Raw genomic sequence first — 24789 nt, 5'->3', positions numbered from 1 at the left:
TCGAAAGCTGGGCTGTGGCGCTAACTGGCTCCATGGCCTGCTGGCTATGCTGATTCCATCGTCGGCGCACCGCCTTGCAGGGCTCGCCGGCATTGGCCCCATTCCACCGAATCCATAGCAAAAAGCGGCAGATCCCAAGCCGCCGCACCAGGAGACATCCGCCATGAAAGCCGAGGACATCCGCCCCAGCCACCTGCGTCCCTACGACCCTCAGTACGACCCGCTGGTGGCCGCCAACCCGGGCCACGGCACGGGCTATGCGCCCACCTACTGGGTCGGCACGGCGGGACGCCCGCCAGACGATGACGGCCCGGTCAGCGGCGACATGGACGTGGACGTGGCCATCGTCGGCTCGGGCTTCACGGGCCTGGCCACGGCCCTGTTCCTGGCGCGCGAGCACGGCATACGCGCCGTGGTGCTGGACGCCAACCAGACCGCCTGGGGCTGCACCAGCCGCAACGGCGGCCAGGGGCAGAACGCCAGCGGGCGCCTGTACCGCTCGCAATGGATCGCACGCTGGGGCAAGGACGTGGCGCTCAAGCTCGACGCCGAGATCCGCGAGGGCTTCCAGACCTTCAAGGACCTGGTGGCCGAATTCCCCGAGTGCGAGCCCCAGCCTGGTGGCCACCTCTACATCGCCCACCGCGAAAAGAAACTCGACTTCCTGCGCAACGAGACCCAGATCATGCGCGAGGTCTTCGGCTACGACGCCCGCATGCTCAGCCCTGAGGAGCTGCGCCGCGACTATGTGAACGACGCCGACAGCCACGGCGCCATGCACGAGCCCGACGGCATCGGCGTGCACCCGCTCAAGCTGGCCTTCGGCTACCTGCGCAAGGCGCGGGAGCTGGGCGTCAAGGTGCACCCGGCCAGTCCGGTGCTGGGCGTCGAGACGCGCAACGGCGTGCACCACCTGCGTACGCCCGGCGGCACCGTGCGGGCGCGTGCCGTGGGCTTTGCCACGGGTGGCTACACCAGCAACGCCCTGCATGGCAGCCTGCGCTCCAAGATCATGCCCATCCTCTCGAACTCGCTGGTCACGCGACCGCTGACCGAGCAGGAGCTGGAGGCCACGGGCTTCAAGACCACCCAGGTCATCACCGACACCCGCACGCTGCGCTTTTACTACCGCCGCCTGCCCGACAACCGCGTGCAGATCGGCAGCCGCAGCGCCGTCACGGGTGCCGATGCGCCCAACCCCATCCACATGGCCAAGCTGGTGGACGGCCTGCACCGCAAATTCCCGGCGCTCAAGGGCATCACCATCGACTACTCCTGGTGGGGCTGGGTCGATGTGAGCCACGACATGATGCCGCGCGTCTTCCAGCCCGATCCGGCCCAGAGCATCTTCTACGCCGTGGGCTATGGCGGCAACGGCGTCTCCTTCTCGGCCCACGCGGGCCGTCGCATGGCCGAGCGCATCGCGGGGCGCCAGAGCAAGACCTTCGAGCTGCCCATCTACAACTCGGAGCTGGAGTATCCGAACGTCTTCAACATGGTGCGTTCGCCCGCGTTTGCGCCGTTTCGCCGGCTGGGGCAGCGGTTCCTGTACCACTGGTACTACATGCGCGACGAAAAGCTCTGAACCCCAACCGATTGCTGCTTGGGCCGGCCTCCTGCAGGGGGCCGGCCCTTTTTTTCAGCAGCGCCGGGGGCAGCCACCTGCTACCGGTTCCGCATCCAGTCGGCCGTGTTCATGAAGCTGGCCTTGAGGCGCACGCGCAAATCCTCGGGCACGCCGGTCTCGCCCATGGCCTGGTCCATGCAGGCCACCCATTGGTCGCGTTCCAGGATGCCGATGGAAAACGGCATGTGGCGCATGCGCAGGCGCGGGTGGCCGAAGCGGTCCTGGTAATGGTCCGGGCCGCCCAGCCAGCCGCACAGGAACCAGAACAGCTTCTGGCGCGCATCGGCCAGCGTGCTGCCGTGGGCGGCACGCAGTTCGGCATAGCCGGGCTCCAGGTCCATGAGATCGTAGAAACGGTCCACCAGGGCCTGCACCCTGGGCTCGCCGCCGATCCATTCATAGGGGGTCTGGGGGGCGTTGTTCTGGGATTCCTCTGACATGGCGAAAAGCGGCTGGCGGCTGAGTGAAACCCGCGATTGTCAGGCATGTGCCATGTCCGTGCCCGTACCGGTATCCGTGGGGGCCCCGGCACGCAGGAAGCCGTACACCGCCAGCGCCGTGAGCACCGTGATGCCCGCCAGCACATCCAGCAAGACGCCAAAGGCCTGGCCATAGGCCGCCAGCACGGCGGGTGCAGACAGGCCGGGCAGCAGGGCCATGGCCTCGGCGATGTTCCCCGTCACCAGCAACTGCGCCGCGCGGCCGGTGGCATGCACCGCCTGCGCCGCCTGGGGCGCCTGAGCTGCCAGGGCCGACAGACGCCATGCCAGCAATGCAGCCAGCCCCGCGCCCACCAGCGCCAGCGCCATGCCTTCGCCCGCCACGCGCACCGTGCTGAAAATGCCCGTGGCCATGCCGGCGCGCTCGCTGGGCACCACGCTCACGGCCAGGCCATCCATCAAACCCCAGGGCAGCCCGATGCCCAGGCCGATCAGCAGCAGCGGGGGCGCCATCTGCGCAAAAGCCGTGCCCGGCGCGCACCCGCCCAGCCACAGCAGGCCCGCCGCGCACACCAGCAGCCCCGCCAGGCACAGCAGCGCGGCCGAAACCCAGCGTGTGAGCCAGCCCGCCAGCAACGGCACGAACAGCATGGGCAGGGACAGCACAAACATCAGCTGCCCCGCCTGCAGCGGCGCCATGCCCTCCACGCCGATGAAGCGCACCGGCAGCAGCACCAGCAGCACCACGAAGGCATAGGCCGGCGCACCCGCCAGCAACTGCACGCCCACGAAACGCGGATAGCGAAACAGCGACAGGTCCAGCATGGGCTGCCCCGTGCGCTGCTGCACGCGCCGCTCCACGGCCACAAAGGCCGCCAGCGCCAGCGCGGCACCGGCCAGCGGCAGCAGCGCCGCCCCGCTGGACCAGCCCGCCTCCGGCCCCTGCAGCACGCCCCAGGTCAGCAGCGCCAGGGCTGCGGTGAACAGCAGCGCACCCGCCCGGTCCAGCCGCTGCGCCTTCGGATTGCGCGACTGCGGCATGCAGCGCTGCCCCAGCACCAGCGCGGCCAGCGCCACGGCGGCCACGCAAAGCACCACGCCGCGCCAGCCCGCCAAGCCCAGCAACCAGCCTGACAGCAGCGGCCCGAAGGCCAGGCCCACGCCGAACGACGTGCCCACGCAGCTGAAGGCCCGCATGCGCCCCGCTCCATCGAACACCTGGGCCAGCGCCGCCGTGCCGCCCGCCAGCGCGGCCGCCGCGCCCAGGCCCTGCAGCGCACGCAGCAGGTTGAACACGACAATGGCCCCCTGCCCGCCCAGGCAGGCCTGGGCCAGCGCACTGAGCAGCACCACGCCCAGCCCGGTCAGGAAAACGCGCCGCCGCCCGTGCAGATCGGCCAGCGCGCCGGCCGCCATCAGCGTGGCGCCAAAGCTCAGCATGAAGGCATTCGTCACCCAGTTGAGCGCCAGCGGCCCGCCGCCCAGCGCCTCGCGCAGCGCAGACAGGGCCACGGCCGGCCCGGTAAAGCTCAGCGGCATCGCCAGCGCCGCAAGGCACACCGACAACAGCACCCAGACCGGGGACGCACGCGGTCGCGCTGTACCGTGGAGCGCACCCGGTGCGCGGGAAGAAGTCAGGCAGGAGGACATGGTTGGCAAGGCTTTCGCAATTTCCCGGCCGCACATGGCCAGGCATGCATGAACGATAAAAGCGCTGCAATGCCGTGAAAATAGGCGCCAGACTCCCCACACTCCCAACCCAAGGTTGGCAATCGACATGGACAGCTTCAGCGGACTCGAATCCTTTGTGCGTGCAGCCGACCTGCTGAGCTTTGCCGAGGCCGGGCGCGCCCTGGGCATCTCGGCCTCGGCCGTAGGCAAGAACGTGGCGCGGCTGGAACAGCAACTGGGCCTGCGCCTGTTCCAGCGCACCACGCGCCAGGTGCGGCTCACGCAGGAAGGCGCGCTGTTCCATGAGCGCTGCCGCCGCATCCTGGATGAACTGCACGATGCGCGCGCCACCATGCAGGCCGCCGCCGAGGCGCCGCGCGGGCGGCTGCGCGTGAGCCTGCCCACCATCGGCTACCGCTTCCTGCTGCCCGTGCTGCCCGAGTTCCAGGCCCTGTACCCGGAGGTTGACCTGGACCTGGACTTCAACGACCACCTGGTGGACGTGGTCGAGGCCGGCCTGGACGTGGTCATCCGCAGCGGCGAACTGGCCGACTCACGCCTGGTCGCGCGCCGGCTGGGTCCGTTCCGCTTCATCCTGGCCGGCTCGCCCGACTACCTGGCGGCACGGGGCATACCGCAATCCCCCGCCGAACTGGCACAGCACAGTTGCCTGCGCTATCGCTTCCTGAGCAGCGGCAAGCTGGAGGAATGGGTGCTGCCCGGCATGCCGCCCCACCTGCCCGCCGCCCTGGTCTGCAACAACATGGAAGCCATGCTGGGCGCGGCCGTGGCGGGCATGGGGCTGGCCTATATGCCGGACTTCCTGGCGCGGGATGCACTGGGGCGTGGCGAGCTGCAGCGGGTGCTGGCGGAGGACCTGACGCACACGGGGCAGTTTTCGGCGCTGTGGGCGTCGAGTCGGCAGTTGTCGCCTAAGGTGAGGGCGTTTGTGGATTTTGTGGGGGGAGGTTGTTCAAGGAGGGCTGAGTTGTGTCTCTGCTCGCCGGAGTCGCCTTTTTTTGCCCCTGCCGGGTGGTTGTTTTTCGAGGCCGGGTCTCGGCCCGGCGGCCGACCTACTTTCCTTTGTTTCGCCACCGGTACGCCGGCCGAAGGAAAGTAGGCAAAGCAAAGGCGACCCGAATGTCCGCGACCCCTTCGCTTCGCTGCGGGGCAACCTGCGTCGTGGCGGTTGCGGGGTTCGCTGCGGAACTCGCTGCGTTCACTTCGTGAACTCCGCTCAGACAACCGCAGCGAGTCAGATCACGAAGCAGTCCTGTCCTTCGGCAGGACTGCAACCCCGCAACCACCACGCCGCAGGCGCTGACATACGGGGAGTTTTGACGGGCCGTCGCTTCGCTCGGCGCCGGCTGTTGGCTGTTGGCTGTTGGCTGTTGGCTGTTGGCTGTTGGCTGTTGGCTGTTGGCTGTCCCTCAGCCTCCCCCCTTCTGCCCACGCCTGCGTTGGGCGGGATGCGGGGTGGCAAGCCTGCCGAAGGACAGGCTTGCTTCGTCATCTGACTTGCCGCAGTTGTTTGAGCGGCGCGCGAAGCGCAAAGCGAGTTCTGCGGCGCACCCCGCATCCCGCCCAACGCAGGTCGCCCCGTAGCGAAGCGAAGGGGTCGTGGGCAGTGCGGGGCGCGCTTCTTTGCCTACTTTCTTATCGCGCGATAAGAAAGTAGGTCGGCCGCCGGGCCGAACCCCGGCCTCGAAAAACAACCACCCGGCAGGGACAAAAAACAGAACCCAAAGACCTACTCAGCCACCTGCCTCAACGTATCCATCACAGGCCTCCTCAACACCTCCCGCAACGCCCACCACCCCGCCATCCAGGCCAGCAAGGCCCCGGCAACAGCCCCCGCCAGCGGAGCCCACCAGGGCACGGTCCAGTTGAACTCGAACACCCAGCGCGCCAGGGCCCAGCCCACCGCCCCCGCCGCGCAGCTGGCCAGGAAACCCGCCAGCAGGCCCACACCGGCCAGCTCGGCCCGCTGCACCTGCGCCAGCAGCCGGGCCTGGGCACCGACGGCGCGCATGATGGCGTACTCGCGCGCGCGCTCCTCGCGCGTGGCGGTGACGGCGGCGAAGAGCACGACCAGGCCGGCGGCCAGGGTGAAGCCGAAGAGGAATTCCACCGCGCGTATCACCTGGTCCAGCACGCGCTGCACCTGGGCCAGCGTGGTGCTCAGGTCCACGTTGGTGATGTTGGGAAACTCGCGCACCAGGGCGTTGTCGAAGCCCGCCACGTCGGGCGCGCGGTAGGCGGCCAGGTAACTGACGGCCACGTCGTCCAGGTGGTCCACGGGATAGATGACGAAGAAGTTGGCGCGCATCGATCCCCAGTCCACCTTGCGCAGGCTGGTGATGCGCGCCTCGCTGGGCACGCCGCCCACGTCGAAGCCCAGCGTGTCGCCGAGCTTGAGGCCCAGGGTCTCGGCAATGCCGTCCTCCACGCTGATCTCGCCCTTGGCGCCAGGCGTCCAGGTGCCCGCCGTGATCAGGTTGTGTGCGGGCGCCTGCGCCGTGGTGGAGAGGTTGAACTCCCGGTCCACCAGGCGCTTGGCGCGGTCTTCGCTGAAGTCGGCGGGGCCGACCGGCTTGCCGTTGACGGTGACCAGACGCCCCCGGATCATGGGGAACCAGTCATAGGAGGTGACGCCAGCCTTGGCCAGCGCCGCGCGGAAACCGTCGGCCTGCTCGGGCTGCACGTTGATGACGAAGCGGTTGGGCGCATTGGCCGGCGTGGCCTGGCGCCAGCTACCGATGAGGTCGGTGCGCAGCAGCACCAGCAGCATGAGCGCCAGCAGCCCCACGGCCAGGCTGCTGATCTGCACCACGGCATAGGCGGGGCGCGCGGCGATCTGGCGCGTGGCCAGCACCAGCCAGCGCGGCGCCGTGCTCTCGTGCACCAGGCGGCGCAGCACCTGCACGGCCAGCCAGCCCAGGGCCGCGAACAGCAGCACGGCCACGGCAAAGCCACCCACGGCGATCAGGCCCAGCTTGATGTCGCGGCTGGCCGCCAGCAGCAAGGCCGCAAAGCCGGCCACGCCCACGGCCAGCACCACCACCGAGGCAGGCTTGAGCGCGCCCAGGTCGCGGCGCATGACGCGCAGCGGCGGCACGCGCGCCAGTTGCAGCACGGGCGGCAGGCCAAAGGCCAGCAGCAGGGTCAGCCCCATGCCCACGCCGAAGGCCGCAGGCCACAGGCCTGGTGCGGGCAAGGCGGTTTCCACCAGCCCGGCCAGCAGCAGCACGAACACATGGTGGATGGCCCAGCCCAGCAGCACGCCCGCGGCGCTGGAGGCCAGGCCGACCAGCACGAACTCCACCGTGTAGGCGCCTGCAATGCGCCGCTGGCTCTGGCCGAGCACGCGCAGCATGGCCGAGGCGTCGAGGTGGCTGTTGGCAAAGCCGCGTGCAGCCAGGGCCACGGCCACGGCCGACAGCAGGGCCGCCAGCAGGGCGACCAGGCTCAGGAATTTCTCGGCGCGGTCCAGCGTCTGGCGCATCTCGGGGCGGCCGCTGTCCAGCGACTCCACGCGCACGCCATGCACGCCGGGCGCCTTGGCCTGCTGCTCGGCCCAGACGCGGTAGCGCTGCACGGCTGCCTCGGAGCCATCACCCGCGCCGGCCACGGCCAGGCGGTAGGTGATGCGGCTGGCCGGCTGCACCAGGCCCGTGGCGGCAAGGTCGGCGGAGGTAATCATCACGCGCGGCGCAAAGTTCATGAAGCCCGCACCCCGGTCGGGCTCGATGGAGATGATGCGCGCCACGCGCAGTTGGGCGTCGCCCAGCAGCAGCATGTCCCCCACGCCTATGCCCAGCGACTCCAGCAGCGGCGCATCGACCCAGGCCTCGCCCCGCGCCGGTATCTCGCGCGTGGCCCGGTCGGCCGCGCCGGGGGCATCGGCCACGCGCAGGCTGCCGCGCAGCGGATAGCCTTCGGGCACGCTCTTGAGCGCCACCAGGCGGCTCATGCCGCCTTGCGCATCGCTGGCGCGCGCCATGGTCGGGAAGCTGGATGTCTCCAGGGCCTGCAGCCCTTCGGCGCGTGCGCGCTCGGCAAAGGCCGGCGCCGTGGGGTTGTCGCCCACCACGACCACGTCGCCGCCCAGCAGCTGGCGCGCATCGCGCTGCAGCCCCGCCTGCAGCCGGTCGGCAAAAAAGCCCACCGAACTGAGCGCGGCCACGGCCAGCATCACGGCGACGATCAACAGGCGCAACTCGCCCGCGCGCAGGTCGCGCCACAGGGTGCGCCAACCCAGGGTCCATGCAGAAGATCCATTCATGCCGCGCAGATTAGCGCAGGCGAAGATGGGCACCCGGGCGCCACGGCTATTGGCACGGCTATTGGCACGGCCGTTCAGAACGATTGGCACGGCCGTTCAGAACATCAGCCGCAGGCCAAAGTCCAGCCCGAGCGCGCCGGCCGGCTGCATGCCGCCCGTGGTCAGGTAGCCGGGCTGGGGCAGGATGGCCGGGTTGCTGACCACCAGCGGCGTCACGCCCATCACGCCCGGGTTGTTGCGCCCGTTGCCCACGCTGATGCGCGACACCGTGGCGTACAGCGCCGTGCGTTTGGACAGCGGGTGCACATAGCCCAGGGCGAGCTTGTTCACCGAGGAATCGCCGTCGGCCAAGCCCTGGCCATTCCTGAACTGCACACGTGCATAAGAGGCGCGCAGCGCCCCCTGGCCCACGGGGATGTTCACGCCGGCCAGAACGCCCAGGTAGCGGTCGTTGATGGCGGCCAGCGTGCCGGGGTCGCGCCGCTCGTTGCGCACGCCGGACCATTCGCCAAACAGCTTGACCGGGCCGAAGTCATAGGAGCCGCCCAGGTTCAGCGAACGGATCTTTTCCGCGCCGGCGCCCGAGGTGCCCAGGGTGTTCTCGCCATAGCCCAGCGCCACATCGGCCGCCCCCATGGCCCAGCCGATGCGGGCACCCGCGTAGCGCCCCCGCTTCGAGCTGTTCTCGGGAAAGGCGTACATGGCCTGCCCGTAGACGCCGCCCAGGCCCGGCGGCAGGAAATAGCCGATGGAGTTGCCTGCGCGCAGATAGGTGTCCGTGCCCGCCGACAGCCCGCCGCCCAGCAGGCCGCCCGTGGCCAGCGCGCGGGCGATGGCCAGGTTGCTGTTGACCACGGCGATCAGGTTGGTGCCCACGCCGTTGACGGTGAAAGGGTCGAAGGCCCAGTCGTTCAGAAACGAAGGCGTGTGGTCGCGCCCCATGCGCAGCTCGCCCAGGCGCCCGGACAGGCTGATGGTGGCGCGCCGCCCGAAGTTGAGCGCGCCGCCGCCCGTGTCATTGGCCACCGGCGCCTCCAGCCACAGGCCGGCCATGAGGCCGCCGCCCAGGTCTTCGCTGGCGCGTATGCCGATGCGGCTGGCCAGGTTGCCCGAGGGCGACAGCGCCCAGGTGCTTTGCCGCGCCGAGCGCGCGGGGCCCGTGTCCCAGGATTCGCTGCGCACGCTGTAGCGGCTGATGCCGGCGTCCATCACGCCGAACAGCGTGACCGAGGTGGGCGCCTGGGCGGCGGCCGCGCCTGTCAGACACAGCAGGCCCAGCGCGTGCAGGCCGCAGGGATGGGGGTGAAGTCGGGGCATGGAGGTCTCCTGTTCATCGTGGGGCTGGCGCGGTCCTGCGCCACGAATCGACTCTAGGAAAGCCATCGCGCCGCTTCTTGGCAGTTCATGCCAACGGCTTTGCAATTCACGACATGCGCGGGTTGCCCTGGTCAGGGTTGCCATGGATTTGTCCCAACAAGGCAAATGCCTGTCCCCCAATGGCAAGTCCCGGGAAAGCGGGCTTTCGATACTGGATGCCAGAACACGGAACAAGGAGACACGGATATGAGACTGCCCCACGCCATCGCCACGCTGCTCGCGGGCTGCGCCATCACCATCGCCATCGGCGGCACGGCCTGGAGCCGCCAGCCGCTCAGGCTCATCGTGCCCGCACCGCCGGGCGGCACCATGGACATCGTGGCGCGCGTCGTGGGCCAGCAGCTCGCGTCTGAAACAGGCCAGGCCGTGGTGATAGACAACCGCCCGGGCGCAGGCGGCCTGCTGGGCATGCAGACCCTGCTGCAGGCGCCCGCCGATGGGCAGACGCTGCTGGTGGGCGCAAGCAATCTGCTGGCCGAGATCCCCCATGTGATCAAGATGCCCTTCGATCCGCTCAAGGACCTGGTGCCCCTGGCCTCGTTGGCCCGCTCGGGCGTGGTGCTGGTGGCCGCGGCCAGCCAGCCCGCCCAGGACTTGCAGGAGCTGCTCGCGCAACTCAAGGCACGCAAAGGCCAGACCAGCTTTGCCAGCTACAGCCCCGGCACCGTGTCGCACTACGCCGGCCTGATCCTCAGCGACAAGGCGGACCTGGACCTGCAGCACGTGGGCTACGCGGGCTCGCCGCCGGCCGTGCAGGCCCTGCTGGGCGGCCAGGTGGACGTCATGTTCGACGGCATGCTGACCTCGGTGCCCCTGATCAGGGCCGGCAAGCTGCGTGCCTACGCGTTTTCCGGCCCCCGGCGTTCGCGCCACCTGCCCCAGGTGCCGACCACCGCCGAACTCGGCTACCCCGAGCTGCAGTTTCGCGGCTGGGTGGGCCTGATCGCGCCGGCCCGCCTGCCGCCCGAAACCATGGAACGCCTGCGCGCCGCCATCGGGAAAGCCGCCAGCGCGCCGGCCGTGCAGCAAAAACTCTCCGACGTGGGGCTGGAGCCCGAGGTGCTCACCGACACCGCCGCGCTGCAGCGCGAGACACGCCAGATGTCCGAGCGCAACGCCGGCATCGTGAAGAAATACCAGATCACCGCGAACTGACTTCCAGGGAAACACCGACCATGCAGATCCGACAGATCACCCCCGCCATCGGCGCCGAAATCTCCGGCATCCATCTCGGCGATGCCGCACGCGACGCCGCACTGTTCGCGGACATCCGCGCCGCGCTGCTGACCCATCGCGTGCTGTTCTTCCGGGACCAGGACATCACGCGCGCCCAACATGTGGCCTTTGCCAGCCGCTTCGGCCCACTGGAGGACCATCCCGTGGCAGGCAGCGATCCCGAGCACCCTGGCCTGGTGCGCATCTACCGCAGCGACGATCCGCACAGCTACGAAAACACCTGGCACTGCGATGGCCTGTGGCGCCCCAACCCGGCCATGGGCGCGGTGCTGCGCTGCATAGAGTGCCCGCCGATCGGCGGCGACACCATCTGGGTCAACATGGTCAAGGCCTACGAGGAGCTGCCCGAGAGCATCAAGCGCAGCATCGACGGCCTGCGCGCCAAGGCCGGCATAGAGCACACCTTCGGCGCCGTGATGGCGCCCGAGGCACGCGCGCGGCTGGCCAGCGAGCACCCGCCCGTGGAGCATCCCGTGGTGCGTACCCACCCCGAGACCGGCGAGAAGCTGCTGTTCGTGGGCGCAGGCTTCAGCACCCACTTCGTCAACTACAGCACGCCCGAGAACGTGCGCCACGGCATAGACAAGGCGCCCGGCGCCGCGCTGCTGATGAACTACCTGATCAGCCGCGCCACGATTCCCGAATACCAGGTGCGCTGGTCCTGGAAGCCCGGCGACGTGGCCGTCTGGGACAACCGCAGCACCCAGCACTACGCACTCAACGACTACTACCCGGCGCCCCGCCGCATGGAGCGCGCGGGCATCGTCGGCGACATCCCGCGCTGAGGCCCTGCACAGACTCTTTCCACACCCCCCCCCACCTACCCACCGGAGCGTCCCATGAATTTTCTCGATGGCCACCTGTTCCCCGAAAACCAGCAGCCCCTGATCATCACGGCGGCCCCCTATGCGCCGGGCTGGCTGCCCGGCGATTTCCCCGAAGACATTCCCGTGACCATGCAAGAGCAGATCCAGAAGGCCGTGGACTGCTACAACGCCGGCGCCACCGTGCTGCACCTGCATGTGCGCGAGCTGGATGGCAAAGGCAGCAAGCGTTTGTCGAAGTTCAACGAGCTGATCGCCGGCGTGCGTGCGCGCGTGCCCGAGATGATCATCCAGGTGGGCGGCTCCATCAGCTTCGCGCCGGAGACCGAAGGCGCAGCCGCCAAGTGGCTGTCCGACGACACGCGCCACATGCTGGCCGAGCTGGAGCCCGTGCCCGACCAGGTCACGGTGACCGTCAATACTTCGCAGATGAACGTGACGGAGCAGGCCGAGGACGCGGACTTCAGGGGCACCTCGCGCGAGAAGCCCGCCATCTTCGACGCCTACAAGGAGATGACCGTGCCCGCCCAGCCCGGCTGGGCCGAGGAGCACATCCGGCGCCTGTCGGCCGCCGGCATCCAGAGCGCCTTCCAGTGCTACAACATCAACAGCTTCGAGTCCGTGGAGCGGCTCATGCGCCGCGGCATCTACAAGGGCCCGCTGGTGATGAATTGGGTGGCGATTGGCGGCGGCATGGACGCGCCCAGCATCTACAGCCTGGCCCACTTCGTGCGCGCCGTGCCCGATGGCGCCGTGCTCACCGTGGAAAGCAATGTGCGCAACGTGCTGCCCGTGAACATGATGGGCATCGCCATGGGCCTGCACGTGCGCTGCGGCACCGAGGACTGCCTGTGGAACCAGTCGCGCAGCGCCAAGGCCAGCACGGTCTCCCAGATCGAGCAGCTGGTGCGCATCGCGCGCGAGTTCGGCCGCCCCATCGCCACGGCGCAACAGGCGCGCGCCATCAGCAAGATTGGCGTGTTCTACGACACCCCCGAAGAGACATTGGCGGCCAACGGCTTCGCGCCCAACCGCAACGGCGGCAACCAGGGATTTCTGCGCAAGACCGCCTGACGCACTAGGCCTCGCCAACCCTTCCCTGCCCCCGCCTGCGCCAGTCCGAGACGCTGGCGCCGAAAGCGGCCCGGAACCAGTGGCAAAAGCCGCTGGGCGCGGCAAACCCCAGCAGGCCCGCCACCTCGCCCAGGGGCTGGCCACCGTCTTGCAGATGGCGCAGCACCAGTTCCCTGCGGAGGGTGTCGAGCAGCGCCGAGAAAGTCTGCCCCTCCGCAAGCAGGCGGCGGTGCAGCGTGCGGCGGTCCATTCCCAGCTGGCGTGCCACCTGCTGGGCCGTACAGCGGCCGCCCGGCAGCAGTGCAATGATCAGCTCCCTGCAGGCCGCCTGCATGCCTTCGCCCCGGCTGCGCAGCGCCTGCTCCAGATGGCTTCGCGCAAAGCGCGCAACGCCCGAGCCCTGCGCCTGGCCGCATTCGCGCAGCAGTTGCAGATCCGCCAGGCGGCAGACCATGCCGTTGAAAGGCTGGTCAAACAAAGGGGTTACGCCGAAGAAGGCACGGTGGGCCGATGCATCGGCCGGTGCGCGGTGTGCGAAGCTGACCTGCTGCGGGCGCCACTGGGCGCCGATCAGCTCGCGCAGCACGCGAAACATCACGCCCACCGCCAGCTCCATGGACTGGCGCATGGCCATGCCCGCGATGGGCACCAGGTCCTGGCGCACCAGCACCCCGGAGCCCGCGTCCTCGATGCGTACGAACATGCCCGCACTCAGCAGCTTGAGGTAGCGGCACAGCGTGTCCAGCGCCTGGCGCGGCGTGGGCTCTTGCTGCAGCACAAGGCTGATGGGGCCCAGGTGGGACAGGCTGCGCCGCGCCGCCAGGCGCAGCGCGAAATCCTGCGTTCCCGTGGTGCGCGCGGCCACCTCCAGCAGCTCGCGCACGGCATGGATGGGAATCAGCGTCTCCGGGTCGTCGAGCAGGCGCGCCGACAGTCCCGCCGCGCGCACAAGGACGGCGGGATCATGGCCCAGGCTTTTCACCAGGTCGGCATAGCCATGCAGGCTGGCACTGCGGATAAGGCCGCAGGTGACGGGCCTGCGGCCTGCGGCCACGGTGCCGATGGCATGGAGCGCAGGGGTCTGCATGGCAGGTCCATTTCAGGGAATCAGCACCGTCGCGCCCGTGGTGCGGCGCGACTCCAGCGCCCGGTGCGCCTGGGCCGCATCAGCCAGCGCAAAGCTTTGCTGGGGCTCGCTGGCGATGCGCCCGGCCAGCACATGGTCGAACAGCTCGCGCGCCATCTCCAGCATGTGGGCGCGCGGCTGGATGTAGTGCACCATCGCGGGCCGCGTCATCCAGATCGATCCCTTGGAGGCCAGCAGCTGGGAGTCCACCACCACCGAGCCCGACGAGGTGCCGTTGCTGATCAGCCGGCCGCGCGGCTGCAAGCAGTCCAGCGAATCCATGAGCGTGTCCTTGCCCACCGAGTCATAGACCACGGGCACGCCCTTGCCGCCCGTGATCTCCATCACGCGGTCCACGATGCGCTCGCGCGAGGTCACGATGACGTGGGCGCAGCCGTTGGCGCGCGCGGCGGCGGCCTTCTCGTCGGTGCTCACCGTGCCGATCATGGTCACGCCCAGGGCCCGCGCCCATTGGCAGGCGATCAGCCCCACGCCGCCGGCCGCCGCGTGGTAGAGGATGGTTTCGCCCCCCTGCAGCGGATGGACCTGGCGGAACAGGTACTGCGCCGTCATGCCCTTCATCATCAGCGTGGCCGCCGTGCGGTCGCTGATGCCATCGGGCAGCGGGATCAGCACCTCGGCCGGCATCACGCGCACATCGCTGTAGGCGCCCTGCGGGCCCATCAGGTAGCCCACGCGGTCGCCGGGCCGCACTTCGGTCACGCCCTCCCCCACGGCCTCGACCACGCCCACGGCGTCCGAGCCCAGGCCGTTGGGCAGGGCCAGCGGATAGCGGCCCGTGCGGAAATAGATGTCGATGAAGTTGACAGCGATGAAGCTGTGGCGCACGCGCGCCTGGCCGGGTCCGGGCGCGCCGGCCTCGGCATGCTCCAGCCTGAGCACCTCGGGGCCGCCGGTGGTATGAAAGCGTATGGCCTTTGCCATGGAGTCTCCTTGTGTAGCGCCTGGGTGGGGCGCCCTGCATCAGTTGAGCCGGATGTCGAAGTTCCGGACGATCTCGGCATTGCGGTCGAACTCGGCGCGCAGGTCGGTGGACATCTGCTCCAGCGAGCGATCGCCTTCGACGGGCTCGAAGCCCGTGCCCGCATAGCGTTCGCGCACGGCCTTGCGGGCGTTGACCCGGGCCAGCGCGCCGTGGATCTTCTCCAGCAGCGGGCGCGGCGTCTGCGCCGAGGCGAACACGCCGCTCCAGTTGCTGAAATCCACCTCGGGGTAGCCCAGCTCGGCCAGCGTGGGCACCTGCGGGTAGTCGGGCAGCCGGCTCTTGTAGGCCACGGCCAGCAGCCTGACCTTGCCGCCCGCGATCAGCGGCTTGGAGGTGACCGATCCGTCGAACATGAGCGGGATCTGGTTGCCCATGACCTGGGCCAGCGCGGGCGCCGAGCCCGGGAAGGCCACATGCTCCATGTCCAGGTGGGCCCTTCTGTTGAGGATGGCGCCCGCGTACTGCGAGGCCGTGCCCTGGCTGTACGAGGCGAACGACAGCGTGCCCGGGTGGGCCTTCACGTAGGCGATGGCCTCGGCCCCGTCGCGCGCGGGAAACTGCGGCGAGGCGATGAACAGCATCACCGAGCGCGCCATCTGCGCCACGGGCCGCACGTCCTTCAGAGGGTCGAAGCCGACCTTGAGCACATGGGGCACCTCGGTGAGGATGTTGGTCACCGTCACCAGCAGCGTGCTGCCGTCGGCCGGCTGGGACAGCATGTGCTTGACGGCGATGGCGCCACCGGCGCCGGGCCGGTTCTCGACGATGACGGGCTGGCGTATCTCATGCGCCAGCTGGTCGCTGATGATGCGCGCGAACACATCGATGGTGCCGCCGGGCGGCGCCGGCACGATGAGCCGGACCGGCTTGTCGCCGAAGGCGTGGGCGCCACCGGCCAGCAGCGAGGCGGCCAGGGCGATGGCAGTCCAGGGGGGCATGCGTTGCATCGTGGGCTCCCGGTTCAGGCGGCCTTGCGCAGAAATCCCTGCTGGGCGCCGTTGCGGTTGGGTGCGAAGCCGTTGGCCGCCAGCGTCTCGTCCACGGTGCCGTAGAACTGGCCGATCCGGCAGATTTCCCGCGCCTGCTGCGCCGTGGCGATGGGGCGGCCGAACTCGCCTGCGATGCGCACCAGCTGCTCGATCTGCGCCACCGTGCCCATCTTGGCCGTGCGGCGCTGGTTCCAGAGGTTGTCCTCGGTGCCGCAGCGCACATGCAGGCCCATGGCGATGCCCATCATGTTCACGGGCAGCACGTTGAGCACCGAGCTTTCCACGGTGAGCACGGCGCCGTCGGGCACGGCACGCACGAAGTTGGCCAGGCTGTAGACGCTGGGCGCGTCCATGCCGCCGCCAATCGCCACCCAGTTCATCACCAGCGGGCCCTTGTAGATGCCCCGGCGCATGAGCCGCTCCACGGACTCGAAGCTGTTGATGTTGTAGCACTGGAAGGCGCTCTGGATGCCGGCGGCCGACAGGCGCCGGATGTGCTCCTCGGCCCAGCCGGGCTGGGCGGGCACGGTCATCTCCTTGTAGGCATTGAAGACGGCCGGGTCCTCCATGGAGGTGCCGCGTATGTCGCGCGCATCGAACTGCTCCAGGAAATTCATCTGCGAGGTATTGATGGTCACCGTGACCTGGTCGGGCACGGGCTCCAGCTCGGCCAGCATGTGGCGCGTGTCGTCGGACAGCCACTTGGCGGCCGCGCCGTCCGTCTCGGGAGCAAAGCTGATCGATCCGCCCACCTGGATGATCATCTCGGGCACGCGCGCACGCACGCCGGCGATCAGCTCGTTGAACTTGGATAGGCGCTTGCTGCCTTTGCCATCCAGCTCGCGCACATGCAGGTGCAGCACGGTGGCGCCGGCGTTGTAGCAGTCCACGGCCTTCTGGATCTGCTCGTCCATGGTCACGGCGATCTCGCCGGGAAAGTCCGAGGGCAGCCACGAGGGCGCATAGGGCGCGGCCGTGATGATCAGGGGCTGCTGGTTTTCGGGGAACAGGTGGCCGTCGAGAAAGTTCATGGCATGTCTCCTTGTGTCGTGATCGTGGTTCAGAAGGTCGGCGTGCCGACGATGCCCGCGCGCTCCATCTTCCGGTGGCTGGGCGGGTAGTCCATGGCCGCGTAGTGCTGGGTGGCGCGGTTGTCCCAGATCGCCACGCTGCCCGCCCGCCAGCGCCAGCGCACCTGGTACTCGGGGATGGCAGCCTGGCCGATCAGGTACTGCAGCAGGCCGGAGGCGCCCTGCGTGAAGTCCTGGCCCACTCGCACATTGGCGGGCGTATGGAAATTGGTGAAATGCGTGGTGAAGCCGTTCACGAACAGCACCTTCTCGCCGGTCTCGGGATGGGTGCGGACCACGGGATGCTCGGCATCGGGGTACTGGGCCTTGAGCGCCAGCCGCCTTTCGATGGGCATGGCCGCACCGAACGTGCATTCGATGCTGTGGCGCGCGCGCAGCGGCGCGATCAGCGCCTTGACGGCGTCCGGCAGGCGTTCGTAGGCCAGCGCCATATTGGCCCACAGGGTGTCGCCGCCCACGGGCGGGCATTCCACGCAGTGCAGCACGCAGCCCATGGGCGGCGCCTCGCGCCAGGTGGCGTCGCAGTGCCAGGAATTCTCGTAGCGGTCGTTGGGCTGCTCGGGCGTCCTGTAGATGCGCACCAGGCCCGGATGCTCGGGGTCGCTGCCGGCCACCGGATGGTCCTCCAGCTCGCCGAAGCGCCGCGCAAAGGCCACGTGCTCGGCGCGCGCCAGGCCCTGGTCGCGCAGGAACAGCACCTTGTGGCGCAGCAGCGCCGCCCGGATCTCCGAGAAAAGCGCGTCGTCGCGCACCGCGTCGGCCAGCCGCACGCCGAGCAATTCGGCGCCGATGGCGCATGTCATGGGCTCTATGCGCATGCCTGTCTCCTGTCATTGTTGTGAAGGCCCGTGGCGGCACGGTCCGCCCGGCGTGGGGCCGGTCTCTGCAATGTAGGAAAACCCGGTTCCGCGGACTATGCAAGCCATGCCATCCTCTTTGCATTTCGTGCCACCAGGCCACGGACTGACAGGAGGGCAAGCATGGTCACCATGGTGCGCGCGGCGGCCTTGACCCATTTTTCGGACGTCATGCGCGAACTGGGCGGCGACCCCGACAAGGCACTGCGCCAGGCCGGCCTGCGGCCCGCGCTGCTGCGCGAGCAGGACCAGCTGATCGACGTGGCCATCGTCGCGCGCCTGCTGGAAGACGCGGCCCAGTCCACGGGCTGCGAGTCCCTGGGCCTGCGCATGGCCCGGCACCGCCAGCTGTCGAGCTTCGGCGCCGTGAGCCTGCTGCTGCTGCACCAGCCCACGCTGCGCCATGCGCTGGACACGCTGGTCGCGCACATGCACCTGGTCAACGAATCGCTGCTGATCCACCTGGAGGATGCAGGGGGCATCGTCATCCTGCGCGAGGACTTCGTCCTGCACGGCGCCATGCGCCAGTCCGTGGAACTGGCCATGGGCGTGCTGTGGCGCATGTGCGAGGCATTGCTGCGCGAGCGCTGGCGGCCGCAGGGCGTCAGCTTCAGCCACGCGCCACCGGCCGACCTGTCCGAGCACCGCCGCATGTTCCGCTGCCGCATCACGTTCGGCGCCGAGTTCAACGGCATCGCCTGCCGCGCCGCCGACCTGGACGAGCCCAACCCGCTGGCCGACCCCGCGCTGGCGCGCTATGCGCTGCGGCTGGTGGAGGCCATGCCGGCCCACCGTGCCGCCTCCGTGGGGCATCAGGCGCGCCGGGTCATCTACCTGCTGCTGCCCTCGGGCAACGCCACCTGCGCAGGCGTGGCGCAGGGTATGGGGCGCAGCCTGCGCACGCTGCAGCGCGAACTGGACCGCGAAGGCCTGAGCTTCAGCGAGCTGCTGACCGAAGTGCGCCACGAGTTGGCCCTGCGCTACCTGGACCACCCCCACTACAGCGTGGGCCAGATCGCGTCCATGCTCGGCTATGCCAGCCACAGCGCCTTCACGCGCTGGTTCGCCGCGCAATTCGGTTGCGCGCCCGAGTCCTGGCGCAGCCGCGCGCAGGGACTGCCTCGCGCCTGACGCACCGGGCGTTCCTGGCGCACCTGGCGCACTTGGCGCACCTGACGCACCACCACGGCGCACCCCGCCCCTGCACGGTGCGGCGGGCGCATTGCGGTGCACGCTGTCTGCGCACCAGACAGCGTGCACCACGGGCAGGCACCGCGCCGCGGTGCTGGCACGGCACTTGCATTGGCTGCCCTGACCCGCTGGCCCTGGCCTGCGGCCCGCAAAACACTGGATGCGCAACGCAGGACGCCAGATGAACATCGTTGTGATCGGCCACGGCATGGTGGGCCACAAATTTCTCGAGCAGCTGCATGCCCTGGGCGTGGCAGACGCGAACGTCACCGTGCTGTGCGAGGAGCCGCGCGCCGCCTACGACCGTGTTCACCTGTCGGAATTCTTCTCCGGCAAGAGCGCCGAGGACCTGAGCTTGGTGGCGCCCGGCTTCTTCGAGGCCAGCGGCTTCACGCTGCGCCTGGCGGCCAGGGCGGCAGCCGTGGAGCGGCGCGAGCGCACCGTGACCACGGCCGATGGCGAAGTCATCCCCTACGACAGGCTGGTGCTGGCCACGGGCTCGGCGCCCTTCGTGCCGCCCGTGCCCGGGCGCGACCGGCCGCACTGCTTTGTCTACCGCACCATCGAGGACCTGGAGGCCATGCAGGCATCGGCCGCGCGCTCCAGGACCGGCGTGGTGGTGGGCGGCGGCCTGCTGGGCCTGGAATGCGCCAAGGCCCTGCGCGACCTGGGCCTGGAGACCCATGTGGTCGAGTTCGCCCCGCGCCTGATGGCCGTGCAGGTGGACGACGGCGGCGGCCGCGTGCTGCGCAGCAAGATCGAGGACCTGGGCGTGCAGGTGCACACGGGCCGCAATACGCTGGAGATCACCGACGGCGCCACGGCGCGCCACCGCATGGTGTTTGCCGACGGCACGCACCTGGAGACGGACATGATCGTCTTCTCCGCCGGCATCCGCCCGCGCGACGAGATCGCCCGCCAGTGCGCCCTGGCCATAGGCCCGCGCGGCGGCGTGGCCGTGGACGACCATTGCCGCACCAGCGACCGCAACGTCTACGCCATTGGCGAATGCGCCTCCTGGCGCGAGCAGACCTTCGGCCTGGTGGCACCCGGCTACGACATGGCGCGCGTGGCGGCCCGCCACATTGCGGGCGAGGCCGAGGCCGCCTTCGGCGGGGCCGATCTCAGCACCAAGCTCAAGCTCATGGGCGTGGATGTGGCCAGCATCGGCGACGCCCAGGGCAAGACGCCGCGCAGCCGCAACTACCAGTTCATCGACGAGCGCAAGCAGGTCTACAAGAAGATCGTGGTCAGCGAGGACGGCCGCCAGCTGCTGGGCGCCGTGCTGGTGGGCAATGCCGACGAATACGGCACCCTGCTGCAGATGACGCTCAACAGCATCGCCCTGCCCGAGGAGCCCGAGTTCCTCATCCTGCCCTCCAGCGACGGCAAGGCCAAGCCCGGCCTGGGCGTGGACGCCCTGCCCGACACGGCGCAGATCTGCTCGTGCAACAACGTCACCAAGGCGCAGATCTGCGCGGCCGTGGGCGAAGGCGCCTGCACCATGGCCGAGCTCAAGTCCTGCACCCAGGCCGGCGCCACCTGCGGCGGCTGCGTGCCGCTGGCCACCCAGGTCATGAAGGCCGAGATGGCCCGGCGCGGCATGGCCGTCAACAACCACGTCTGCGAGCATTTCCCGCACTCGCGCCAGGAGCTGTACCACCTGGTGCGCGTGGGCGGCATCAAGACCTTCGACGAGCTGCTGCACCGCCACGGCAAGGGCCTGGGCTGTGATGTCTGCAAGCCGCTGGCGGCCAGCATCCTGGCCTCGTGCTGGAACGAGTTCGTGCTGCAGCCGCAGCTCGCCAGCCTGCAGGACAGCAACGACTACTACCTGGGCAATATCCAGAAGGACGGCAGCTACTCCGTGGTGCCGCGCATGCCCGGCGGCGAGGTCACGCCAGACGGCCTGATCGCCGTCGGCCAGGTGGCCAAGAAATACGGCCTTTACACCAAGCTCACGGGTGGCGCCCGCGTGGACCTGTTCGGCGCGCGCGTGGAACAGTTGCCGCTGATCTGGGAGGAGCTGATCGCGGCCGGCTTCGAGTCCGGCCATGCCTACGGCAAGTCGCTGCGCACCGTCAAAAGCTGCGTGGGCTCCACCTGGTGCCGCTACGGCGTGGACGACAGCGTGGGCCTGGCCGTGCAGCTGGAAAACCGCTACAAGGGCCTGCGCGCGCCGCACAAGATCAAGTTCGGCGTCTCGGGCTGCACGCGCGAATGCGCCGAGGCCCAGGGCAAGGACGTGGGCGTGATCGCCACCGACAAGGGCTGGAACCTCTACGTCTGCGGCAACGGCGGCATGAAGCCGCGCCATGCCGAGCTGATCGCCTCCGACCTGTCCAAGGACAGGCTGCTGCAGCTCATCGACCGCTTCCTGATGTTCTATGTGCGCACGGCCGACCGCCTGCAGCGCACCAGCACCTGGCGCGAAAACCTGGAAGGCGGCCTGGACTACCTCAAGGACGTGGTGGTCAACGACAGCCTGGGCCTGGGCGCCGAACTTGAGGCCCAGATGCAGCATGTGGTGGACACCTACCAGTGCGAGTGGAAGACCGCCGTCACCACGCCCGAAGTGCGCCAGCGCTTTCGCAGCTTCATCAACAGCGACCAGCCCGACGAGCACATCGTCTTCGTGCAGGAGCGCGGCCAGATCCGCCCGGCACGCAGCGAAGAGCGCAGCGAGGCCCTGGTCTGATCCAGGCCTGATCCCGGCCCGCACCCACACCACCGACAAGGCACCGCCATGACACACCCCGCCCAAGAACAGTGGATGCCCGTCTGCGCCACCCGCGACATCGTCCCCGACACGGGGGTCTGCGCCCTGGTCGAAGGCCGGCATGTGGCGGTCTTTCGCCTTGGCGAAGACCGCTTCTACGCCATAGACAACGTGGACCCGCGCTGCGGCGCCAGCGTGCTCGCGCGCGGCCTGGTCGGCAGCCTGGGCGAGCGCGTCGTCGTCGCCTCGCCCATCTACAAGCACCACTTCGACCTGGCCACCGGCGAATGCCTGGAAGCGCCCGAGCACTCTGTGCGCGTGCATGCGGTGCGCAATGAGAATGGGCAGCTGCTGGTCGCGCTGCACTGAGGTCTCGGTCAGATCAGCAAAACTGGGCATGGCGCCGAGAGCTGGTTTGAGCAAGGTCTTCACGAAAGGCGATTCACGGCCTTCGAAGTTGGAAATTTCCAGCGTTGATATGGACGTCAGACCGGGCTGCTTGACGCAGATCGAAAAGCGCGCCGTTCAACATACGCAAGCCATCATGTTGCACTTCATCCAGAAGCCAGACTTCGGTCTCGCAAAAAGCAGGCTTCAAGCGCATTCACTTCGCACCTTCGAGGAGGCGAGCTAAGGCGCCAAAGGTCACGCACACAGCAAACAGAAAAGCCCGCTGGCTGTGTCAGCGGGCTTTCCGTCACAACCCCTTAGACAAGGGGTTCTGTCAACAGGTCATAGGTCATGTTGACGCTGCCGTTTCCATTGGCAACAGCCCAAATCCCCTGGCCAGGCGGCACATACAAAGAGTACTGCGCGCTGATCGTCGGAATGGGAGTGCCGATGAAGATCAAGCGCTTCGTACCATCGCCATATGCCGATGGGGCGGCTGTGTCAGCGTACACCTGCACACCGATCGTGCCAGCATAGGAATTGACGTACAGCGTGCGGATCACCAGGCCATGGAGATTGTTGCCAGGCGCGACCACCTGCACGACGGAGGTATTGACACCCAGGTTCGCGTACAGGGCGCCGATGGGGGTGGGCTTTGCAAGAGTTGTCATGGCGATTGCCTTTCATCTAAGTTGACAGGCGCTCGATGGCACTCATATTGGGGGCTCTCGACCCTCAAGGAATTCAGCGTCCCGCAGCGCGGGCACTTGATGCTCAGTTTCTGGAAGATGCCCATTGCAAGTTTGCGATTGCAGCTGGAACACCTCACCTCTTGCATTCCATACTCCATTTGGACGGTATCCGTTGATTGTTGCGATGGCTTCATTCTGCTGGACCGATTGCGCCAGTGCGCAGACCAGGCGGCTGTTTGTCTTGTGGCGCATCGGCTCACATGTCCCCCGCCATGCAGCGGCTGCTGCGACAAGATGCGCGCGAGACCCGCAACGTAGGCGCAACGCTGTTCACCAGCCTGCTGCGCGCCGAGCTGCGCGGCGTGCGCTGGATACGGTGCAAGCGCACTCCAACGCAGTCACCAGGGCCGGCCTGGCCGAAAGCTCTGCCTTGGGCATCGGGCAGACGCCTGCCTATGATGGCGCTCTGCCGATCCTCCGATATGCCCCTGGCGCCCTCACCATCCATGAACTACCGCATTGAAGACCACGTCCCCGCCGTCCAGGACTACATCCAGATCCGGCTGGCTGCCGGCCTGAGCCGCAAGTCGCCCGAGGCGGCCGCCATCGGCCTGAAAAACGGCCTGTTCAGCGTGGTCGTCTATGCCGATGCAACGCCGGTTGGCATAGGCCGCGTGATCGGAGACGGCGGGTGCTTCTTCGAAATCGTGGACATCGCCGTCATCCCCGAGCACCAGAAAAAGGGCCTGGGCCACCTCATCATGCAGCGCCTGATGCAGTACATCCACGGCAATGCCCTGCCCACGGCCTATGTCAGCCTCATGGCCGACCACGGCACGCCGGAGTTCTATCGCCGCTATGGGTTCGAACCCTCCCTGCTGCCCAGGAAGGCGGGCATGTCCTTGCGCATTGTTTGACTGCAGAGGCCCGATCAAGACAGAGATGAACAACAAACTGAGAGCAGCGGCAGTGATCGCCGCAGCGTTTTTGGCCGTTGCCTTCCTTGTGCCTGCGCCGAAAAGTGTGCCGCTCACCGAGCGCTATCCCAGTCCGTGGAAAACTGATTTCAGCCGAGACATCGCCATCGCGCTGGGCAAGAACCAAGCTATCGGCTGCGTGCAATTCCAATACCGGGAGAGCCGCCTGGACCCAGGCGAGTACCTTGTGTACTGCAATGATCGGGGCATGTGGAGGTCCTACCTGGTCTGGATCCCGTCGCAGAAGATCACCGGGCCGCACATGATTGATGCATCGATTCCGCCGTGATCGAAGAATCCTCACTGGCGTGCAAGATGGCGCTGCATTGAGTTCAGCCACGTCCCATGCCGGCGGCGCGGCACCATGAAATCCGCCCGACAGGGCGCCTGCCCGTGCCCGACCTGCGGGCTCAGGCGTACAAGGACAGCAACGCCAGGCACACGATGACCACGATGGCCGCCGTGATGACCATCACCCTGAAGCCGCCGTCGCTGCTGCGCAGCAACCGCAACTCCAGCAGGGCCGCGCCCACCCGGGCCATCCAGAAACAAAGCAGTTCCACCATGGGCGCAGCATAAGCGGCCCGGCAGATCAGGTGCGGGGCGTGGAAAATGCCGGCGAGCGCCTGGGCATCGCAGGCCATCGAGATGTCGTGAAGCCCGTTACCCACAGGGAGGTTTATGGAACAGATTCGGGAACAGTCAGCTGGCAGCAGGCCAGCCACAAAGAGGAAAAGAATCCTCATGGTCTGCACAGGGAACATCTGCCGCAGCCCCACGGCCCATGGCGTGCTCGAGAAAATGGTGGCCGACGCGGGCCTGGCGGGCCGCATCGAAGTGGACTCCGCAGGCACGCACGGCTACCACGTGGGCGAGGCCCCCGACCGCCGCTCCCAGGCCCATGCCGCGCGGCGCGGCTATGACCTTTCGCAGCAGCGCGCGCGGCAGCTGCGGGCCGAGGACTTCACGGCATTCGACCAGGTGCTGGTGATGGATGGCGCCAACGAATCTGCAGCGCGCAGAATCTGCCCCGAGTCCGAATGGCACCGCGTACAGCGGCTGACGGACTTCTGCACCGAGCACTCCGCGCGCGAAGTGCCCGACCCCTACTACGGCGGCGACCGGGGTTTCGAGGACGTGCTGGACCTGGTGGAAGACGCCTGCGCGGGGCTGCTGGCCACGCTGGGCATGGCGCCGCGCAAGGGTTGACAGGCCAC

General features: G+C 68.4%; 23 protein-coding genes. 11 read left to right on the top strand and 12 right to left on the bottom strand.

Going from position 1 to position 24789, the window contains the following annotated elements:
* Positions 1-163 precede the first annotated feature (163 nt).
* On the top strand, positions 164-1585 hold the full coding sequence (locus BO996_RS09425) for an NAD(P)/FAD-dependent oxidoreductase (RefSeq protein ID WP_013803800.1): 1422 nt from the start codon (positions 164-166) through the stop codon (positions 1583-1585).
* 80 nt (positions 1586-1665) lie between these two features.
* Here the strand turns inward: BO996_RS09425 and BO996_RS09420 are convergent, their stop codons facing one another.
* Positions 1666-2067, bottom strand: coding sequence for a group II truncated hemoglobin (locus tag BO996_RS09420; protein ID WP_012203943.1), 402 nt, complete (start codon positions 2065-2067; stop codon positions 1666-1668).
* A 39-nt stretch (positions 2068-2106) separates the two neighbouring features.
* On the bottom strand, positions 2107-3606 hold the full coding sequence (locus BO996_RS09415) for an MFS transporter (protein ID WP_232240540.1): 1500 nt from the start codon (positions 3604-3606) through the stop codon (positions 2107-2109).
* A 238-nt stretch (positions 3607-3844) separates the two neighbouring features.
* On the opposite strand from BO996_RS09415, the gene BO996_RS09410 reads away from it, so the two are divergent.
* Positions 3845-4858 (top strand): LysR substrate-binding domain-containing protein, encoded by a 1014-nt coding sequence (locus BO996_RS09410; RefSeq protein ID WP_232240494.1) that lies wholly within the window; start codon positions 3845-3847, stop codon positions 4856-4858.
* Positions 4859-5488: 630 nt separating this feature from the next.
* On the opposite strand, the gene BO996_RS09405 is transcribed toward BO996_RS09410, so the two are convergent.
* Both BO996_RS09405 and BO996_RS09400 read right to left on the bottom strand, forming a co-directional pair.
* Positions 5489-8023 (bottom strand): ABC transporter permease, encoded by a 2535-nt coding sequence (locus tag BO996_RS09405; protein ID WP_071954585.1) that lies wholly within the window; start codon positions 8021-8023, stop codon positions 5489-5491.
* 96 nt (positions 8024-8119) lie between these two features.
* Entirely contained in the window at positions 8120-9340 is a 1221-nt protein-coding gene (locus tag BO996_RS09400; RefSeq protein ID WP_071954584.1) for a porin, read from the bottom strand.
* Between the two features lie 246 nt (positions 9341-9586).
* Between BO996_RS09400 and BO996_RS09395 the strand changes: the two genes are divergently transcribed.
* The 3 genes from BO996_RS09395 to BO996_RS09385 are packed head-to-tail and all read left to right on the top strand — an operon-like array spanning position 9587 to position 12534.
* Positions 9587-10555 (top strand): Bug family tripartite tricarboxylate transporter substrate binding protein, encoded by a 969-nt coding sequence (locus BO996_RS09395; protein ID WP_071954583.1) that lies wholly within the window; start codon positions 9587-9589, stop codon positions 10553-10555.
* 20 nt (positions 10556-10575) lie between these two features.
* Positions 10576-11421 (top strand): TauD/TfdA dioxygenase family protein, encoded by an 846-nt coding sequence (locus BO996_RS09390; RefSeq protein WP_071954582.1) that lies wholly within the window; start codon positions 10576-10578, stop codon positions 11419-11421.
* Positions 11422-11475: 54 nt separating this feature from the next.
* The gene (locus BO996_RS09385) at positions 11476-12534 is read left to right on the top strand and encodes a 3-keto-5-aminohexanoate cleavage protein (protein WP_071954581.1); all 1059 of its coding nucleotides are present in this window, start codon (positions 11476-11478) and stop codon (positions 12532-12534) included.
* A 4-nt stretch (positions 12535-12538) separates the two neighbouring features.
* Here the strand turns inward: BO996_RS09385 and BO996_RS09380 are convergent, their stop codons facing one another.
* From BO996_RS09380 to BO996_RS09360, 5 genes are read right to left on the bottom strand one after another with little or no spacing between them, the layout of a single operon-like run.
* On the bottom strand, positions 12539-13621 hold the full coding sequence (locus tag BO996_RS09380) for an AraC family transcriptional regulator (protein WP_071954580.1): 1083 nt from the start codon (positions 13619-13621) through the stop codon (positions 12539-12541).
* Between the two features lie 12 nt (positions 13622-13633).
* On the bottom strand, positions 13634-14605 hold the full coding sequence (locus BO996_RS09375) for a quinone oxidoreductase family protein (protein WP_071954579.1): 972 nt from the start codon (positions 14603-14605) through the stop codon (positions 13634-13636).
* 39 nt (positions 14606-14644) lie between these two features.
* Positions 14645-15613: a Bug family tripartite tricarboxylate transporter substrate binding protein gene (locus tag BO996_RS09370; RefSeq protein ID WP_071954578.1), complete on the bottom strand. Its 969-nt coding sequence runs from the start codon at positions 15611-15613 to the stop codon at positions 14645-14647.
* Between the two features lie 14 nt (positions 15614-15627).
* Positions 15628-16686, bottom strand: coding sequence for a 3-keto-5-aminohexanoate cleavage protein (locus BO996_RS09365; protein ID WP_071954577.1), 1059 nt, complete (start codon positions 16684-16686; stop codon positions 15628-15630).
* Positions 16687-16715: 29 nt separating this feature from the next.
* A complete protein-coding gene (locus BO996_RS09360) occupies positions 16716-17564 on the bottom strand; it encodes a TauD/TfdA dioxygenase family protein (RefSeq protein ID WP_016454322.1) in 849 nt (282 codons plus the stop codon).
* A 162-nt stretch (positions 17565-17726) separates the two neighbouring features.
* Here BO996_RS09360 and BO996_RS09355 point away from each other — a divergent pair, with 162 nt between their 5' ends.
* The 3 genes from BO996_RS09355 to nirD all read left to right on the top strand — a co-directional run bounded on the left by BO996_RS09355 (position 17727) and on the right by nirD (position 21882).
* Positions 17727-18734 carry an AraC family transcriptional regulator gene (locus tag BO996_RS09355; RefSeq protein WP_071954576.1) on the top strand — a complete coding sequence of 336 codons (1008 nt, stop codon included), beginning with the start codon at positions 17727-17729 and terminating at the stop codon, positions 18732-18734.
* Between the two features lie 241 nt (positions 18735-18975).
* Entirely contained in the window at positions 18976-21492 is a 2517-nt protein-coding gene (gene nirB, locus BO996_RS09350) for a nitrite reductase large subunit NirB (RefSeq protein WP_013803813.1), read from the top strand.
* Positions 21493-21540: 48 nt separating this feature from the next.
* A complete protein-coding gene (nirD, locus tag BO996_RS09345) occupies positions 21541-21882 on the top strand; it encodes a nitrite reductase small subunit NirD (RefSeq protein WP_071954575.1) in 342 nt (113 codons plus the stop codon).
* A 338-nt stretch (positions 21883-22220) separates the two neighbouring features.
* Here nirD and BO996_RS09335 read toward each other — a convergent pair whose 3' ends face one another.
* Both BO996_RS09335 and BO996_RS09330 read right to left on the bottom strand, forming a co-directional pair.
* Positions 22221-22574, bottom strand: coding sequence for a hypothetical protein (locus BO996_RS09335; protein ID WP_071954573.1), 354 nt, complete (start codon positions 22572-22574; stop codon positions 22221-22223).
* The gene (locus BO996_RS09330; RefSeq protein WP_232240493.1) at positions 22571-22699 is read right to left on the bottom strand and encodes a Com family DNA-binding transcriptional regulator; all 129 of its coding nucleotides are present in this window, start codon (positions 22697-22699) and stop codon (positions 22571-22573) included. The genes BO996_RS09335 and BO996_RS09330 overlap by 4 nt, the downstream gene beginning before the upstream one ends.
* Positions 22700-23101: 402 nt before the next feature.
* Between BO996_RS09330 and BO996_RS09325 the strand changes: the two genes are divergently transcribed.
* Together BO996_RS09325 and BO996_RS09320 are read left to right on the top strand one after the other, a co-directional pair.
* Entirely contained in the window at positions 23102-23512 is a 411-nt protein-coding gene (locus BO996_RS09325; RefSeq protein WP_013803816.1) for a GNAT family N-acetyltransferase, read from the top strand.
* Between the two features lie 25 nt (positions 23513-23537).
* Entirely contained in the window at positions 23538-23861 is a 324-nt protein-coding gene (locus BO996_RS09320; protein WP_156897930.1) for a hypothetical protein, read from the top strand.
* A 121-nt stretch (positions 23862-23982) separates the two neighbouring features.
* On the opposite strand, the gene BO996_RS09315 is transcribed toward BO996_RS09320, so the two are convergent.
* Positions 23983-24318, bottom strand: a complete 336-nt coding sequence (locus BO996_RS09315; RefSeq protein ID WP_232240492.1) for a hypothetical protein — start codon at positions 24316-24318, stop codon at positions 23983-23985.
* Here BO996_RS09315 and BO996_RS09310 point away from each other — a divergent pair.
* Entirely contained in the window at positions 24254-24781 is a 528-nt protein-coding gene (locus BO996_RS09310) for a low molecular weight protein-tyrosine-phosphatase (RefSeq protein WP_442856953.1), read from the top strand. The two genes, BO996_RS09315 and BO996_RS09310, sit on opposite strands and share 65 nt — an antisense overlap.
* Positions 24782-24789: the final 8 nt, after the last annotated feature.

The organism is Delftia sp. HK171, from assembly GCF_001886655.1.
Classification (GTDB): domain Bacteria; phylum Pseudomonadota; class Gammaproteobacteria; order Burkholderiales; family Burkholderiaceae_C; genus Comamonas; species Comamonas acidovorans.
The sequence above is the reverse complement of the archived record's forward strand: the minus strand, read 5'-3'. Positions and strand labels throughout refer to the sequence as shown.